The following is a 17,139-nucleotide window of genomic DNA, read 5'->3' on the forward strand; positions in this document are numbered from 1 at the left end:
GCGGCTCCGTGCTTCTGACCTAAGGACTCCCAGCCGGTCCGTGCGGGTGCCCGTGGGAGGCCGGTTCTCCCTGGCAGACAGCTGCCGGCCGTATATGGAGTTATTGCCGGACGCCGTCCTGAGCCATGCGACGGCGGCGCGGCTGCACGGACTGGTGCTTCCTTGGCGGCTGGCTGAGGAACCGGTGATCCATCTGAGCCGACCCCCGGGGCTAGGGACGCCGAGGAGAAGGAATGTGGTGGGGCACCGTTTGGAGCTAATGGCGGATGAGACGGAGACGGTCCAGGGACTGCCGGTCACCAGCATTGCCCGCACATGGCTGGACCTTGCCGGAATGCTGTCTCCGGAAGAGCTCGTGGTTATGGGGGACCAGATCGTCAGTGAGCATCATCGGAATTTTGGAACGCCCCGTGTAGCACTCGTGCCATTGGCGGATCTGCGCGAATTCATCGAGGGTAAGGCGCGCAACGCTCATGTCCGCAAATGCCGGAGTGCACTGGAACGCCTCCGGGTGGGAGTGGATTCACCGCCGGAAACGCGGCTGCGGTTGATGCTGCTTGCTGACCCGGAGCTGCCCGAATTCCTCCCAAACGTTGCCATCTGTGATGCCGCGGGAGAGCCGCAGGTATGGGCTGATCTCGGCTGCCAGGAATTCCGGACCTGTCTTGAGTACGACGGCGCGCATCACCTAACACCCGAACAGCAGGCCCGTGACCACTACAGGGATCTCAAGACGGCGGAGTTGGGTTGGATTCAGGTCAAGATAAGCAAAGCTGACTTTGCGCAGGGCCAGCACCGTATCAGAGCAAAGGTACTCAGAGGCCTGGCCCTGGCCGGGTGGCGCACGGGTAACGGCACGTAAGGCTGAGGTTCTGTGGTGCTAGCAGATAACGGAGTGCTGGCGCCCGGATACGCCCGTTATCTGTACATCCGCCGCGGACCAGACCGGATAGGCCCGTTAGCCGTACAACGGCCGCGGTGGCGCGGTGCTAGTACAGATAACGGGGTATTGGCGCCGGGATAAGCCCGTTATCTGTACATCCGCCGCGGACCAGACCCGGATGCGCCCGTTATCTGTACAGCAGCCCGCCCCGGCGCCGGGAACGCCGCAGAAGTTACTTCCAGAGGTCGATGATCCGCACGTCGGCGCTGGCCAGGAGCTCGCGCAGCGTCGAAACGGAAAGTCCGACGACGGCGTGCGGGTCGCCGTCGACCCGCTCGATGAACGCCCCGCCCAGGGAGTCGATAGTGAAGGAACCGGCCACCTGCAGCGGCTCGCCCGTGGCGATGTAGGCCTCGATCTCGTCCTCGGAAAGCTTCACGAAGTGCACCTCGGCAGAGGACACCGCCCCGAGGGTGGCTCCGGAGCCGTCCTCGTCGGTGTCGCGGCAGTCCACCAGCCAGTGCCCGGTATGCAGTACCCCGGAGGAACCGCTCATGCGGCGGATCCGTTCGCGGGCGACGTCGGCTTCCCACGGCTTGCCGTGTGCCTCGCCGGCAAATTCGAAGACTGAATCGCAGCCGATCACCAGCGCGCCGTCAGCCTCGGGCAGGGACGCTACGGCTTCGGCCTTGGCGCGGGCCAGCAGCAGGGCCGTATCGTGCGGGTCGGTCAGGCCGTAGCGGGCGGTGACGGCGTCTTCGTCGACGTCGGAGACGAGGACGGTATGGCTGATGCCGGCGTCGGTCAGCAGCTTGGTGCGGGCGGGGGACGCGGAGGCCAGGATGAGGCTCAGGTTCGGGTTGGTCACGGGTTCAAGCCTAGTGCCGCGGCGGACCGGCCCGGAAACCAAAAACGCCGGGCCGCCCCCGAAGGGACGGCCCGGCGCTGCTGCCCGAAGGGATCAGCTCTTGGACTCAACGAGCAGGGGAACCTCGATCTGCTCGGAATCGTCCGCAAAGGGATCGCCCTGGCGGCGGGCGTTGTACAGTCCGTTGTCCAGCAGTCCGTTGCGCCGGGCCACGAGGGTGGGGACCACGGTCTGGCCGGCCACGTTCACGGCGGTGCGGCCCATGTCCAGGATCGGATCGATGGCCAGCAGCAGGCCGACGCCGGCCAGCGGCAGGCCGAGGGTGGACAGGGTCAGCGTGAGCATCACGACGGCGCCGGTGGTGCCGGCGGTTGCGGCGGAACCCAGGACCGAAACCAGTGCGATGAGCAGGTAGTCGGTGAAGACCAGGTCCACGTTGAAGAACTGTGCCACGAAGATCGCGGAGACGGCCGGGTAGATGGAGGCGCAGCCGTCCATCTTGGTGGTTGCACCCAGGGGTACGGCGAAGGAGGCGTAGGCCCGGGGGACGCCGAGGTTACGCTCGGTCACGCGCTGGGTCAGCGGCAGCGTACCCACCGAGGAGCGGGAGACGAAGGCCAGCTGGATGGCGGGCCAGGCGCCGGAGAACCACTGGCGGACGGAGAGGCCGTGGGCCTTGATCAGTGCCGGGTAGACACCGAACAGCACCAGGAACAGGCCAAGGTAAACGGTGAGGGCGAACATGCCCAGGGAGCCGATGGTGTCCCAGCCGTAGGTCGCGACGGCGGTGCCGATGAGGCCGACCGTGCCGACCGGTGCGAGGCGGATGATCCACCACAGGACCTTCTGGATAACGGCGAGGGCCGAGGCGTTCAGGGCCAGGAACGCTTCGGCGGGCTTGCCGACCTTGAGGGCGGCGATGCCGACGGCGATGGCGATCACGAGGATCTGCAGCACGTTGAAGCTGACGCTGGTGGTGACGTCCCCGGACTCCGCCACCTTGGAGCTGGCGCCGAGTCCCAGGAAGTTGGCCGGCACCAGGCCGGTCAGGAAGCCCACCCAGCTGCCCTGGCTGCCGCTGAATTCCTCGCCCTGGCTGACGTCGGCGTTGTTGCCGGGCTGCAGGAAGAAGCCCAGCAGGATGCCGATGACCACGCTGATGAGTGCCGTGATGGCGAACCAAAGCAGCGTCTGCCAGGCCAGCCGGGCGGCGTTGGAAACGGCCCGGAGGTTGGCGATGGAGCTGACCACGGCGGTGAAGATCAGGGGGACAACGGCGGCCTTCAGCAGCGATACGTAGCTGGTGCCGATGGTGTCCAGTGTGGTGGTGAGCCAGTTGGGCTCATCGTCAACGGTGCCCATTGACTTGGCCAGCAGGCCCAGCGCCAGGCCCGCAATAAGGGCGGCGATGATCTGCGGTCCGAAGGACGTTGCCCACTTGGGCAGCCGCCGGGCGGTGGATTCAGGGGAGGAGGTCTGTGAGGTCACGGAAAGACTCTAGCGGTGCGTCATTACCAGAACCGCCTCCAAGTTGCGAAATATGACGGCAGGAAAAAGGTGGAGTGCTCACCTGGCGGTCGCCAAATCCGTGCTGTCATGGGGCTTCGCCTCAGCGGCCCGGGATATTCCCCGGGCCGCTGTGACTAAGATCGCGTCCGTTTACTCGCCCAGCAGGGCCCGCCGCAGGGTGTCCAGCCCCACGGAGCCGAGCTGCAGCGCCCGGGTGTGGAAAGCCTTCTCGTCGAACGCACCGGCCTCACGGCTGCGGACCTCGTCGCGGATCTGTTCCCAGAGCCGCTGGCCCAGCTTGTAGGACGGGGCCTGTCCCGGCCAACCCAGGTAGCGGGTGAACTCGAAGTTGAGCTGCCCTTCGCTGATCGACATGTTTTCTTTCAGGAACGCGTAGCCCTTGTTGGCCGTCCAGGTGCCTTCGCCCCACCGTTCCGGGATTTCCAGTTCCAGGTGGACGCCGATGTCGAAGACCACGCGGGCGGCACGCATCCGCTGCGCATCCAGCATTCCCATCCGGTCGCCCGGGTCGCTGAGGTAGCCCAGCTGCTCCATCAGCCTTTCGGCATAGAGGGCCCAGCCCTCGCCGTGGCCGGAAACCCAGCAGATGTTGCGTCGCCAGTCGTTGAGCAGTCCGCGGGATGCCGTCGCCGTCGCAATCTGCAGGTGGTGGCCCGGAACGCCCTCGTGGTAGACCGTGGTGGTTTCCTGCCAGGTGGTGAAGGTGTCCTCGCCGGCCGGCACGGACCACCACATGCGGCCAGGGCGGGAGAAATCGTCGCTGGGACCGGTGTAGTAGATCCCGCCCTCCTGGGTGGGTGCAATCATGCACTCGATCCGGCGCATCGGTTCGGTGATCTCGAAGTGGGATCCGGAGAGGTCTTCGACGGCGCGGTCGGCGAGGTCCTGCATCCAGGCCTGCAGTTCATCCGTTCCGTGCAGTTGGCGAGCCGGATCCTCATCGAGGATCCGCATGGCTTCCGCCACGGTGGCGCCGGGCCGGATTTGCTCGGCCACGGCTTCCTGCTCGGCGATGATGCGGTCCAGTTCCTCCACGCCCCACTGGTAGGTTTCCTCCAGATCGACGGCGGATCCGAGGAATTGGCGGGACATCAGCGCGTAACGCTCCCGGCCTACGGCATCTGCGGCGGGTGCAGCCGGAAGAAGTTCCTCCTCCAGGAAGGATGCAAGGTTGGCATAGGCCCGGCGGGCGGATTCGGCTCCAGCTTTCAGGTCCGCGCGGAGCGCGACGGGCAGCTCTCCGCCTCCGGGGAGGGCGGCATTGGCGGCGAGGGCGTCAAAGAACCCGCCGTCCTCTGCATACGCGGAAGCCTGCTCCACCACGATCTTTACCTGCCGGCGGGCGGACACCCGGCCGTGTCCGATGCCGCTGCGCAGGCTGGTGATGTAGCCGGCGACGGCGTCGTCCACGTTGTTCAGGCGCCCGGCGATGTGGTGCCACTGCTCTTCGGTATCCGTAGGCATGAGGTCGAAGATGCTGCGGATTCTTTGCGCGGGGGAAGCAATGTTGTTCAGCTCGGCCAGGTCCCAGCCGGACTCGTGGATTTCCAGGTCCAAGCCGAGGCGTTCGTGCATGGCGTCAAGGGTCACGCGGTCGACGTCGTCTGCGGGCTCAAGCCCGTCCAGCCGGCTGAGCGTCTCCCGGACTGCTTCGGCATAGGACTCCAGGCCGGCCGGCGAGTAATCGCCGTATTCGGTTTCCCGGCCCGGGATGCCCAGGGACGTGGCGAGGGACGGATCCAGCTGCAGGAACGTGGAGGTGAAGGCATCGGCAACGGCGTCGATGGCGGTAAGCCGGCGCACCGGGGTACTGCCGGCAGTGGCGGACACGGGCGCGGAGGAAGGTGTCTGATGAGTCACAAAGGTAGCCTAACCGCACACCGGCCCCGAGGCACTTATCGGGGCTAGCGGTAACTCCGCCGCCAGGACCCCGGCCCGGGCTTCGGGTCCAGGCGCAGGTTCCGCCGCCGTGCCCACGCGCGGTGGGCCGGGCGGGCGGGAGGCAGGAGTGCAGCCTGCGCTCCCAGCCCGGCGACGACGGCGGTCAGGGCTGCAAGTTCCTCGTCCGTCGGGGAGCCGGAAACCACGGAAAACAGCGGCTCCGAAGCCGGTTCCGGGGTGCTGCCGTCAATACTCACAGCGGCATGTTCCCGTGCTTCTTGGCGGGCAGGGACGCACGCTTGTCCCGCAGTGCCCGCAGGCCCCGGATCAGCTGCAGGCGGGTGTCCGAAGGGGCAATGACTGCGTCCACGTACCCGAGCTCGGCCGCCTGGTAGGGGTTGAGCAGCTCATCTTCATATTGCTCAATGTATTGGCGCCGGACGTCCTCGACGTCGCCGCCGGCGTCGGCCGCTGCCTTGAGCGGCGCGCGGTAGAGGATGTTCACCGCGCCCTGGGCACCCATCACGCCGATCTGCGCAGTGGGCCAGGCGAGGTTGATGTCGGCGCCGAGCTTCTTGGAACCCATCACGATGTACGCGCCGCCGTAGGCCTTGCGGGTGATGACCGTCAGCTTGGGAACCGTGGCCTCGGCGTAGGCGTAAAGCAGTTTGGCGCCGCGGCGGATGATGCCCTGGAACTCCTGGTCCTTGCCCGGCAGGAAGCCCGGCACGTCCACGAAGGTCAGGATCGGGATATTGAAGGCGTCGCAGTTGCGGACAAACCGGGCCGCTTTTTCGGAGGCGGCGATGTCCAGGGTGCCGGCAAACTGCATTGGCTGGTTGGCCACGATGCCTACCGTGTGGCCCTCCATGCGGCCGTAGCCGATGATCACGTTCGGGGCGTACAGGGCCTGCATTTCCAGGAAGTGCCCGTCATCCAGGACGGTCTCGATGACGGTGCGGATGTCATAGGGCTGGTTTGCGGAGTCCGGGATCAACTCATCCAGGGCCAGGTCCGCGTCGGTGGTTTCCGGGTCCTGGTCAAACGCGGTCAGCGGTGCTTCGGCCAGGTTGTTCGACGGCAGGAAATCGAGCAGCTCGCGGACGAACTCGACGGCGTCCTCTTCGTCGGAGGCCAGATAGGCGGAGGTGCCGGTGTTGGCATTGTGCTGCCGGGCGCCGCCGAGGGTTTCCATATCCACGTCTTCACCGGTGACCGTCTTAATGACGTCGGGACCGGTGATGAACATGTGCGAGGTCTTGTCCACCATCACCACGTAGTCGGTGAGGGCGGGGGAGTAGGCCGCTCCGCCGGCGGAGGGGCCCATGATCAGTGAGATTTGGGGAACGACGCCGGAGGCGTGGACATTGTTGCGGAAAATATCGGCGAACATGGCCAGCGAGGCGACGCCTTCCTGGATGCGGGCTCCGCCGCCGTCCAGGATGCCGATCACCGGGCAGCCGTTGCGCAGGGCGAATTCCTGCACCTTGACGATCTTCTCGCCGTTGACCTGGCTCAGGGAGCCGCCGTAGACGCTGAAGTCCTGGCTGTAGACGGCCACGGGGCGTCCGTCCACGGTGGCGTAGCCGGAAACCAGCCCGTCGCCGAGGGGTTTCTTCTTTTCCATGCCGAAAGCGGTGGAGCGGTGCACGGCGAGGGCGTCGAACTCCACGAAGGACCCGGCGTCCACCAGCAGGTCGATCCGCTCGCGGGCGGTGTGCTTGCCGCGGGCGTGCTGCTTTTCCACTGCCGCCTGCCCCGAGGGCACCGCTGCCGAGGCCTGCCGGCGCCGGAACTCGGCAATCTTGCCGGCCGTCGTATGCAGGGACAGGTCCTGGTCGATACTCAAAGGGGCCTCCGGGTGCTTCAGTTCAGACGCTGCCGCGCCTTCGGGGAATCCCGAGGATGGGGCAGTGCAGGGCGTTAAGTAGGTTCCGCACAAAATGCGTGACGGTTTACCCAGTCTAATGAGCCGCGCCGGGGGGACAGAGTGTAGAAAACCTACAATGTCGTCTCCTGCCGGTTGGTCCGGTCCCCGGAAGGGAATCTCCGGAGACATGATGTTACTGGCTAGTAACATAGCTGCAGGGTGCATTACCCTGTGGCTATGAGCATCCCCAACAGCACCCCGGAAACGGCGTCCCGGTCCCTCGCCGGACGCACCATCCTGATGTCCGGCGGAAGCCGCGGCATCGGCCTCGCCATTGCCCTGCGCGCAGCAGCGGACGGCGCCAACATCGCCATGCTCGCCAAAACGGCGGAGCCGCACCCGAAGCTCGAAGGTACCGTCTACACGGCCGCCGAACAGCTGGAAGCAGCCGGCGGCAAGGCCCTGCCGATCATCGGCGACGTGCGCCGCGACGAAGACGTTGCCCGCGCCGTCGAATCCACCATCGAGCAGTTCGGCGGGATCGACATTGTCCTGAACAATGCCTCTGCCATCGACCTTTCCGGCACCGACGCCGTGTCGATGAAGAGCTATGACCTGATGGCCGACATCAACACCCGCGGCACGTTTATGCTTTCCAAGTTCTCCCTGGACGCCCTGCGCCGGTCCGGCAACGGCCACATCCTCACCCTGTCCCCGCCCCTGAACCTGGATCCCAAGTGGGCCGGCGGCTACCTGGCGTACACCATGGCCAAGTACGGTATGTCCCTCACCACGCTCGGCCTGGCCGAGGAACTGAAGAACGACGGCGTGTCCGTGAACTCGCTCTGGCCGGTGACCGGCATTAACACCGCGGCCATCCGCAACATGCCCGGAGGGGACAAGCTCGCCGCGGCCTCCCGCAGCGCTGACATCATGGCGGACGCCGCACACGCGATCCTCACCCGTCCGAGCGGACAGTCCACCGGCAACTTCTACACCGACGAAGAGGTGCTGCGCGAGGAAGGAATCACGGATTTCAGCCGCTATGCTCCCGGAGTGCCCGCGGACAAGCTGATGCCGGACTTCTTCCTCTAACCCGCGCTGCAGGACCGGGCGCGAAGGGAATGTCAGGGCGCCCGCGTAAGATCGGAAGAATGCAACTGCACTACTCCAGCATGGAAAGACCGGCCCTGGACCCCGGCCGCCTGAGGGCGGCACTGGTGGTACCCAACGGTCCCTTCGCTGCGCTGGAAGTGGTGGCGGAGACCGGATCCACCAATACGGATCTGGCGGACGCCGCACGGCTGCGCCCCTGGGAGGTCGCGGACCTGACCGTCCTGACCGCTGAGCTGCAGACGGCAGGCCGCGGCCGGATGGACCGCAGCTGGGTGGCCCCCGAGCGTTCCTCGCTGTTCGTCAGCGTGCTGCTGCGTCCGGCGGGCCCGTCCGGACGCCCCCTGCCCACAACCTCCTATGGCTGGTTGTCGTTGCTGGCTGCCCTGGCCATGGCCGAAAGCGTGGCGGCGCGCACCGGCGTCGAAGCCCGGTTGAAATGGCCGAACGACGTCATGGTGGACGGGCGGAAACTCGCCGGAGTGCTGGCCCAGTTGGTTCCGGCATCCGACGGCGGCCCGCCGGCCGTGGTGGTCGGCGCCGGCCTGAACGTGAGCCTCACGGACGAAGACCTGCCCGTCACCACCGCCACCAGCCTGTTGATGGAGTATGCGTCCACTACGGACCGGAACGTCCTGCTGCAGGATTACCTGTTGGCGTTGGCAGCCCGGTACCGGTCCTTCTGCTCGGTGGACGGCGATCCGGAGGCAGTGCCTGCCGGATCCCGGGAGGCACTGCGGGACGAGGTGTCGGCACGCCTGGGCACCCTGGGCCGCGGCGTAAGCGCACAGCTGCCCGGCGGCGGCGTCCTTACCGGCCGTGCCGTTGCCCTGGCGCCCACGGGTGCCCTCGTCATTGTCGACGACGCCGGCGCCACGCATACCGTCAGCGCGGCCGACGTCGTACACCTGCGCCCCGAGCAGCCGTGAGGGCTGAACCTACCCGCCTGCCGGGAGGCGACCCGTGCGCCTGAAACTCTCTCCCGGCGAGCACATCATCGCCGCGGGCCGCCCGCACGCCCGTTCCCTGTGGAAACCGCTGGTGCTCGCCGGAATCACCGGAGCCCTGGCCGGTTACGCCTTGGGCTGGCTAAGCCGGGACTCGCTGCCCGGACAGCTGGCCGAATTCAGCCCCTACCTGCAGCCGGCGGTTGTGGCGCTGGCCGTGCTGCTGCTGGCCCGCTACGCCGTTCCGCCCGTGCTGCGCTGGCTTGCCGGACGCATCATCCTCACCGACCGGAGGCTGATCCAGCGGCAGGGAGTGCTGATGCGCCGCGAGCACGAGATTGCCCTTGCCGCCATTTACCAGCTGGAAATCCGGCAGTCCGTGACGGACCGGATGCAGCGCAGCGGCACCCTCATCCTCGACCTGGGGCATGGGCGGATTATGCAGTATCCGGCGGTGCCGGAGGTGCACCGTTTCCGCTCCATGGTGGTCGCCGCCATCGGCCAGCTGCCGCTGACTGCCATGTTTGATGGTGTAGATATGGAAACAGACGGGGAATACGACTACGAAGGGAGGGACGATGACTGATACCGGCCACGGCGAGCTCGGTTCCGCGAACCACCCCGAACCGACGACCCCGCCCGTGCAGCCCGTTCCGGTGCCCCGTCCCGACTACACCCATGCCAGTACCGGCACCGAGATCGACCGGGAGGACGTGCGCAAGCTTGAGGCGCAGCTGCTCGGCGGCCCGCGTACGCTTCGCCGCCGTGAAGCCGCCGCCGAAGCGGGCGTGTCCCTGCTTTCCGCGCGCAAGCTCTGGCGGGCCATGGGTTTCCCCAACCTTGACGACGACGCCGTCTTCTTCACCGAACAGGACCGCGAGGCCCTGAGCACCGTGATCGAACTGGTGCGCGACGAGCAGCTCACCGAGGATGCAGCCATCTCCATCATGCGGTCCATCGGCCAGATGACGGACCGGATGGTGGTCTGGCAGGTCGAAGCGCTGGTGGAGGAAATGGTGGTCCGCCGCGGTATCACCGACGCCGAAGCCCGCAAGCGGCTGGTCGAGGCTCTTCCCGGCCTGATCGAGCCGCTCGAAAAGACCCTCGTTTACGCCTGGAAACGCCAGCTCAACGCGGCCGTCCAGCGCCTGGCCCTGCGTGCCGAGGCAGGCCTGGCCAGCCACGACGACGCCGCCTCCGATGACGCGCCGCTGCCGTTGGCGCGCGCCGTCGGTTTTGCCGACCTCGTCTCCTACACCAGCCTTTCCCGGCAAATGAATGAGAAGACCCTGGCCCAGATGGTGCAGCGCTTCGAGCACAAGTGCGCAGAGATCATCTCGGTGGGCGGCGGACGGCTGGTGAAGACCATCGGTGACGAAGTCCTCTTCAACGCCGAGAGCCCGGAGGCCGGAGCGGAGATTTCGCTGGCGCTGGCGAAGGCCTTTACCGAGGACGATCTGCTGCCCTCTGCCCGGGTGTCCCTGGTCTGGGGCCGGGTGCTTTCCCGGCTTGGCGATATCTACGGACCCACCGTCAACCTTGCTTCCCGGCTCACCTCCCTGGCCGAACCCGGTACGGTCCTTACCGATGCCTCCACTGCCGCGGCGCTGAAGGACAACCCCAAGTTCGTGCTCATCCCGCACCAGCCGCGCAACGTGCGCGGGTTCGGTGAAATCCATCCGGTGACCCTGGCCCGGGGGACCGGATCCGGCCTCGTGCTGGACTAGCGGACCCTCCGGCCCCTCGGCTTTGCGGGCCTGCGGGTGAGGTAGCTCACCCACCCCTGGGATTTGTGCAACACTATGCGGTGGAACTGCTGTGTCCGCCGCGTTGTCCCCGGTGGAGCCACGGTTCCGGTGCAGGTTCATAACCAGGGGGAAACATCGTGGCAGTGCTCGGGGGAAAAGCACGTCTGCTTAGCCGTAGGCGGCGGAAAGCAGTCTCGGTAGGGTCGGCTGTCGCCGTGACCACGGCGTTGGTCACCGGCGCATTGCTTTATCCCGGCTTTGCCAGTGCCGACGTGGACCTGAACGACGGCGGTGTCTGGGTCACCAACCGGACCCAGGGCATGGTCGGCCACCTGAACTACCCCTCCAAGCTCCTGGACGGCGGCTACACCGCCAACAGCGACAATTTTGATGTCCTGCAGAACGCCGGCACCGTCTTCAACCTGAACACCGACCAGTCCAAGATCAGCCCCGTGGACGTGGCCAACGTGGTCCGCGGTGCGGAAGTCCAGCTTCCCGGTACGGCCGCTTTCTCTTTCGGCACCGAGACCGTGGCGGTCACCGACCCGGCACAGGGCAGGGTCTGGATTACCCCTGTCAGCGAGATGGGCTTCTTCAGCGACGGGGAAACCGAGCCCGTACTGGAAGGGAACCCCGGGGTGCTTGCCGCGGTTTCCGCCGGTGACCACGTGGTGGTGGCAGCACCGGAAGACGGCATGCTCTACACCTTCGAGAAGGATGAAGACGGCGGCTACGGAGAACCCGAGGAGCAGGAAGCCCCGGCGCTGAAGGACTTCAAGGACGCGCAGATCGCCGCCGTCGGAAACCAGGCCGTGGTCCTGAACACGGAGACCGAAACGCTGCTGCTGCCCAACGGTGACACGGTCGGCATTCCTGGCTCCAAGAACGCCAAACTCCAGCAGAGCGGGCCGGCGAGCGACTTCGTGGCCATAGCCACGGAGGAAGCACTTATCCTCCAGCCGCTCGACGGCGGAGATCCGGAAGTCACGGACATCGACGCCGGCGGCGGGGCCGCCGCGCCGGTGAAGCTGGGGGACTGCGTATACGCAGCCTGGGCGGGAGCCGGAACCCACGTGCGGAACTGCGGCAACGATGCCGAAGACGCCCGCGAAGACATCCCCGACCTCACCGCCTCCTCCGAACTGGTGTTCCGGGTCAACCGGGACGTGGTGGTGCTCAACGATGTCAACGGCGGTGACGTCTGGCTGGTGCTCGAAAACATGCAGCTGGTGGATAACTGGGGAGACATCATTCCGCCCCAGCAGGATTCGAGTGACGACGAGGAAGAGTCCGCCAGCGAAAACCCGGTGAACACCCTGCCCGACCGCACCACGGAAAACCGTCCGCCTTCGGCCGCTGATGACCAGCTTGGCGCCCGGGCCGGACGCACCACCATCCTCCAGGTGCTGGACAATGACAGCGACCCCGACGGGGACCTCCTGACCGCTTCGGTGGTCGGCGGCCAGCCCCTGGTCGGTTCGGTGCAGCCCATCTACAACGGTGCCGCCCTGCAGATTGTCATTCCCTCCGGCACACCGGCCGGAACCGGCAGCTTCACCTACGAGATCACTGACGGCCGGGGCGGCACGGACACGGCCACCGTGACGGTCACGGTGCCCGGCGCGGGAACCAACACCCCGCCTGAGCCGCGCCGCAGCACAAAGATCCTGCTGGAACAGGGGAAATCCGTCAGCCAGAACATCCTCAACGACTGGAAAGACGCTGACGGGGACGACCTGGTCCTGACCGATGCCCAAATGACGGAAGACGGCGACCAGGTCCACCCGAACTCGGACGGCTTGCTGGATTTCCGGGACGTCGGCAAGACCCAGGGGATCAAGGAAGTGCCGATCACGGTGTCGGACGGCACTGACGAGGTGGAAGGCATCGTGACGTTCGACGTCCGCCCCACCGGCGTCCTGCCTCCGGTGGTGAACTTCGACCACTTCACCGCCACGGTGGACCAGCACATCCAGATGTTCCCGTTGAAGAATGACTTGGACCCGGCCGGCGGCCAGCTTTCGCTGGCCAAGGCGGAGGGGGAGAACGGCCTGGCGCTGACGCCGGACTACCAAACGGGTTCCATTGGCTTCCTGCCCACGGAGCCGGGGACCTACTACATCGAGTACCTGGTCACGAACGGTCCGCAAAGCGCCAGCGGCCTGATCCGCGTTGATGCACAGCCTGCGGGCCGGCAGGGAGCTCCGGTGGCCGTGCGCGACGTCGCCCTGCTTCCCAGCGGCGGCAGCGTGCTTGTGGACGTGCTTGGCAACGATACGGACCCGGCCGGCGGCCTGCTGGTTGTCCAGTCCGTCACCTCTGCACTCGAAACGCCCGTGAACGTGGCTGTCCTGGACCGCAACCTCCTGCAGATCCATGACGTGCGGGGGCTGGACCGGCAGATGACGATCGAATATGCCGTCTCGAACGGAACGTCCACGGCAACGGGTGAAGTCAATGTCATCCCGGTTGACCGTCCTGAAACGGTGCTGCCCCCGGTCACCGGTCCCGACGAAGCGGTGGTCCGGGTGGGGGACGTGGTGACCATCCCGGTGCTGGACAATGATTCCTCGCCGGTGGGAGAGAAGCTGACGCTGAATCCGGTACTTCCGCAGTCGGTGGATCCGGCCGACGGACAAATGTTCGTTTCGGAGGACAAACTGCGCTTCGTGGCGGGCCAGACTGCGAAGACCGTGTACGCCATCTATGAGGTCTCAGACGAGTCCGGGCAGAAAAACTCGGCCCAGGTCCGCATCAACATCCGACCCCGCGACGACGAGAAAAACACACCCCCCATCCCGCAGAACGTGGAAGGGCGTGTGGTCGCAGGCGCCACGGTGCGCATCCCGATTCCGCTGGACGGGTTGGACTCGGACGGCGATTCCGTGGTCCTGAACGGTATTGGTTCCGCGCCGACCCTGGGAGCGGCGCTCGCGGGTCCCAACTACATTGACTACACGGCCCTTGCCCAGTCGGCAGGAACGGACACCTTCACCTATACGGTGCGTGACCGTCTGGGCCTGGAGAACACCGGCACGGTGCAGGTTGGTATCGCCCCGGCGGCCGAGGCCAACCAGAGACCGGTGGCCGTTGATGACGTCGTGGCGCTGCGGCCGGGCCGCGCCCATGCCATGTCCGTGCTTCGAAACGATTCGGATCCGGACGGGGACCCGGTTTCCCTTAACGTAGCGGCCATAACAAGCAGTGATCCGGCACTGGAAACCCGCGGAGATCCGCCGAGGCTGCTGTTCTCCGCCCCGGAGACACCGGGGGTTTACAGCATCAGCTATGGACTCAAGGACAACCGCGGGGCGTCGACAACCGGCAATGTGACCGTGACCTCGGACGAGAATGCCCCGCTGCTGCCGCCGCTCTCGCGTGATGATCTGGTGGACGTTAGCGAGATCCGTGACCAGAGCTTCGTGGAAGTTCCCGTACTGGAAAACGACGAGGATCCTGACGGGCTTGCCACGGAGATGGAAGTGCGGATCCTCGGTGACCATCCGGGCGCGTCCGTCTCCGGCGACGGCGTCGTCCGGGTCGACTTGGCAACCGAGGCACAGATCGTCCCGTACACGGCGGTGGACCAGGACGGCGGAACATCGAGCGCCATCATCTGGGTACCCGGCCTGGGCACCCAATATCCCATGCTGCGGCAGGGCGAGCCGCTGGAAGTGCGCGCCGGAAGCACCCTGGACCTTAACCTCAAGAGTCTGGTAACCGTGCGGGACGGGCATACTCCGCGCGTCACCACGGCCGAACGCATCAAGGCCATCGGTACCAAGGACGGCGGGGTCCGGATCATCAGTCCAACGGTCCTTCGTTATGCTCCCCATCCGGATTATTCGGGGCTCGGTTCGGTCACCTTCGAGGTAACCGACGGCGTGAGCGCGGAGGATCCGGAGGGTTTGAAGGCCACCTTGACCGTGTTGGTGAACGTTATTCCGCTGCCGGCCCAGAACTTCCCGCCCACCATCAGCTCGGGCTCCCTGGAAACCGCAAAGGGGGAAGCCCCGTCCGTGCTGGACCTGGCTTCCCTGGCCTCCGACCCGAACCCGGAGGACGCTGGCCGGCTCCGGTTCCGCCTGGAAGGGTCGGTGCCGCTGGGCTTCGACGCCAAGCTGGACGGAAGCCTCCTTGAGGTAAGCGCACGCGATGACGCCGCCGTCGGCACACTGGGTGAGCTCTCGGTGTCGGTGACGGACGGCCGCGGGGACCTGGTCATCGGGCGGGTGGACCTCATCGTCCTGGCCTCGAACCGCCCACTTCCCGTCGCCAACGACGACATTGTTCCGGATGCGGTCCAGGGCCGTGCCGTCACGGTTCCGGTCCTGGCCAACGACGTCAATCCTTTCGAAGACAAGCCGCTCGAACTGGTCGACGTGGCAGCGGACGGAAACGGAACCGCTGTGCGCCAGGGGGACTCCGTTGTGGTCACGCCGGGGGCCGACTTCGTGGGCAACATGACCGTCCGCTACACAATCAGGGACCGCACCGGCGAACCCGGGCGTAACGCCGTCGGACAGATTCGCCTGACGGTGCAGGGGAAACCCGCGGCGCCCTCCACTCCGGTGATTGAGTCCACCCGCAGCCGCACCGTGGTGCTGGCCTGGAATCCGCCGGCGGCCAACGGGTCACCCATTACCGGGTACACCGTGACTGCGGCCAACGGTTTCAGCCAGGCCTGCCCGGCCACCACCTGCACGTTGACCGGACTGACCAACAACGTGGAGTACGTCTTCCGGGTCACGGCGACCAACGCGAACGGCACCTCCGCGCCGTCGCCCACGTCTGCAGTGGCCAGGCCCGATACGCAGCCGGGCCGCCCGGCGCCGCCCGGCCTGGTCTACGGCGACAAGGAGCTTACGGTGAACTGGGTGGCGCCGCCCAACGAGGGTTCACCCATCACCGGTTACGACCTCCAGATTTCCCCGGCGCCGCCCAACGGGGTCTCGCAGAAGTCCGCTCCGGCGGCAGGGGGCTCGATCACGTGGGGTTCCCTCGAGAACGGGACCAGCTACCGCGTCCGGATCCAGGCGCGCAATCTGGCCCCCGACCCGTCGGAGTGGAGCGAGTATTCCGTCCCGGAAACCCCCAACGGGCTGCCGGGTGCCCCGGGCATACCGAACACTATTACCGCTCAGCCGGTGGGCACCGAATCGCAGCTCAAAATCGGCTGGGAGGCAGCACCGAACAACGGCGCTCCGATCGACAAGTATGAGGTGCTGGTTTTCCAGAACGGCGCCCAGGTGGGAACCTTCCCCGGCACGGCCGAGACGGGCACCACCATCACGGTGTCCAACTCGGAAGAGGATTACTCCTATGCAGTGCGTGCCCACAACCGTTCCGGATGGGGCGAAACCGGACCCATGTCGGCGCCGCGCCGGGCACGGGGTAATCCGGAGCCCCCGCAGCCTCCCACGCTGGTTGCCGACAACACGTCCAAGGCCGGCGGAGCGGTAAAGATAACCTTCACCGAGCTCAGCAAGGAGCAGCGGAACGGTGCCAAGGCGGGCGAGATTGTCTACTACGCGTACTTCAGCAACGGCACTACCGTCCCGGTGACGAACGGCCAGGTCCTGTACGGCTTCACCAACGGTAATGCCATTACGGCCTCGCTCACGGCCTCCGTCAGCTTTGACGGAGCCAGGTATGAGAGTCCGCAAAGCGCCGCGGCGGCAGAGGTGAAACCCTACGGTGCGGCGGGGAAACCCGTTCTCGGCGGGTTCGACGGTAACCCCCAGAGCATCCGCGCGACGGTGACCTGGCAGCCGCCGGACCCCAGCGTCCACGACACCCGTGAGGTCTGGGTGCAGATCAATGACGAGCCGTTCACACCCCAGTACGGCCTTTCCGGCCAGCTTGAGCTGGGCAACCAGCTGAAACAGGACGTTACGGTGCGGGCCTACTCGGTGAACTCCCTGGGGACCAAGAGCGACGTGGTGGAGCGGATATACAAGACGGGTATCCCGTTCTCCGGCACGGTGAACAAGCTGACGTGCTGGAGCCACCCGGAGAGGCCGGTAAAACCCGTGGCCGAGTATTGCCTCACCGGCGCCCCGGCAATCGACGCGACAGTAGAGGCCACCTGTAAATGGGTCGGGAACAAGGACATCTGGCTCTACATTCCCAAAGGTGGCTTCACCGGGATGAGGTACCTGAATTCCAACGACGTTACCTACGTGTCCGGGCCCAATGTCGCCGCACTGCCCATGTGCACCGGCAACGAAGACTGACCTTGCCGCACCCGCCGAACACCAACCCGCCGAACACCAACCCGCCGAACACCGACTCAAGAA

At 66.2% G+C, this 17,139-nt stretch carries 11 protein-coding genes; 6 read left to right on the plus strand and 5 right to left on the minus strand.

What is annotated here, in order from left to right; genetic code table 11:
* The first annotated feature begins 259 nt into the window (after positions 1-259).
* On the plus strand, positions 260-862 hold the full coding sequence (locus NNX35_RS13760; protein ID WP_255868059.1) for a hypothetical protein: 603 nt from the start codon (positions 260-262) through the stop codon (positions 860-862).
* 253 nt (positions 863-1,115) lie between these two features.
* On the opposite strand, the gene NNX35_RS13765 is transcribed toward NNX35_RS13760, so the two are convergent.
* The 5 genes from NNX35_RS13765 to NNX35_RS13785 form a co-directional block, all read right to left on the minus strand.
* Positions 1,116-1,751: a Maf family protein gene (locus tag NNX35_RS13765; RefSeq protein WP_255767072.1), complete on the minus strand. Its 636-nt coding sequence runs from the start codon at positions 1,749-1,751 to the stop codon at positions 1,116-1,118.
* A gap of 93 nt (positions 1,752-1,844) precedes the next feature.
* Positions 1,845-3,239 carry a dicarboxylate/amino acid:cation symporter gene (locus tag NNX35_RS13770; RefSeq protein ID WP_255767073.1) on the minus strand — a complete coding sequence of 465 codons (1,395 nt, stop codon included), beginning with the start codon at positions 3,237-3,239 and terminating at the stop codon, positions 1,845-1,847.
* Positions 3,240-3,410: 171 nt separating this feature from the next.
* Complete coding sequence (locus NNX35_RS13775) at positions 3,411-5,111, minus strand: DUF885 domain-containing protein (protein WP_255767270.1); 1,701 nt, start codon at positions 5,109-5,111, stop codon at positions 3,411-3,413.
* A gap of 74 nt (positions 5,112-5,185) precedes the next feature.
* Positions 5,186-5,419: an acyl-CoA carboxylase subunit epsilon gene (locus NNX35_RS13780; RefSeq protein WP_255767074.1), complete on the minus strand. Its 234-nt coding sequence runs from the start codon at positions 5,417-5,419 to the stop codon at positions 5,186-5,188.
* On the minus strand, positions 5,416-7,005 hold the full coding sequence (locus NNX35_RS13785; RefSeq protein WP_255868160.1) for an acyl-CoA carboxylase subunit beta: 1,590 nt from the start codon (positions 7,003-7,005) through the stop codon (positions 5,416-5,418). Before NNX35_RS13785 ends, NNX35_RS13780 begins: the two co-directional genes overlap by 4 nt.
* 264 nt (positions 7,006-7,269) lie before the next feature.
* On the opposite strand from NNX35_RS13785, the gene NNX35_RS13790 reads away from it, so the two are divergent.
* From NNX35_RS13790 to NNX35_RS13810, 5 genes are all read left to right on the plus strand, one after another.
* Positions 7,270-8,127, plus strand: a complete 858-nt coding sequence (locus NNX35_RS13790; RefSeq protein WP_255767075.1) for an NAD(P)-dependent oxidoreductase — start codon at positions 7,270-7,272, stop codon at positions 8,125-8,127.
* An 80-nt stretch (positions 8,128-8,207) separates the two neighbouring features.
* Positions 8,208-9,074, plus strand: a complete 867-nt coding sequence (locus tag NNX35_RS13795; RefSeq protein WP_255868060.1) for a biotin--[acetyl-CoA-carboxylase] ligase — start codon at positions 8,208-8,210, stop codon at positions 9,072-9,074.
* A 34-nt stretch (positions 9,075-9,108) separates the two neighbouring features.
* Positions 9,109-9,678 (plus strand): PH domain-containing protein, encoded by a 570-nt coding sequence (locus tag NNX35_RS13800; protein ID WP_255767077.1) that lies wholly within the window; start codon positions 9,109-9,111, stop codon positions 9,676-9,678.
* Positions 9,671-10,819 (plus strand): adenylate/guanylate cyclase domain-containing protein, encoded by a 1,149-nt coding sequence (locus NNX35_RS13805; protein WP_255868061.1) that lies wholly within the window; start codon positions 9,671-9,673, stop codon positions 10,817-10,819. Before NNX35_RS13800 ends, NNX35_RS13805 begins: the two co-directional genes overlap by 8 nt.
* 236 nt (positions 10,820-11,055) lie before the next feature.
* The gene (locus NNX35_RS13810; protein ID WP_255868062.1) at positions 11,056-17,076 is read left to right on the plus strand and encodes an Ig-like domain-containing protein; all 6,021 of its coding nucleotides are present in this window, start codon (positions 11,056-11,058) and stop codon (positions 17,074-17,076) included.
* Positions 17,077-17,139: the final 63 nt, after the last annotated feature.

The sequence above is a fragment of the Arthrobacter sp. zg-Y844 genome (genome assembly GCF_024385465.1).
GTDB lineage: Bacteria > Actinomycetota > Actinomycetes > Actinomycetales > Micrococcaceae > Arthrobacter_B.

Coding starts and splice junctions, on each gene's coding strand:
- NNX35_RS13805 (WP_255868061.1), top strand. CDS start 9,671: ATGACTGATACCGGCCACGGCGAGCTCGGTTCCGCGAACCACCCCGAA.
- NNX35_RS13760 (WP_255868059.1), top strand. CDS start 260: ATGGCGGATGAGACGGAGACGGTCCAGGGACTGCCGGTCACCAGCATT.
- NNX35_RS13795 (WP_255868060.1), top strand. CDS start 8,208: ATGGAAAGACCGGCCCTGGACCCCGGCCGCCTGAGGGCGGCACTGGTG.
- NNX35_RS13790 (WP_255767075.1), top strand. CDS start 7,270: ATGAGCATCCCCAACAGCACCCCGGAAACGGCGTCCCGGTCCCTCGCC.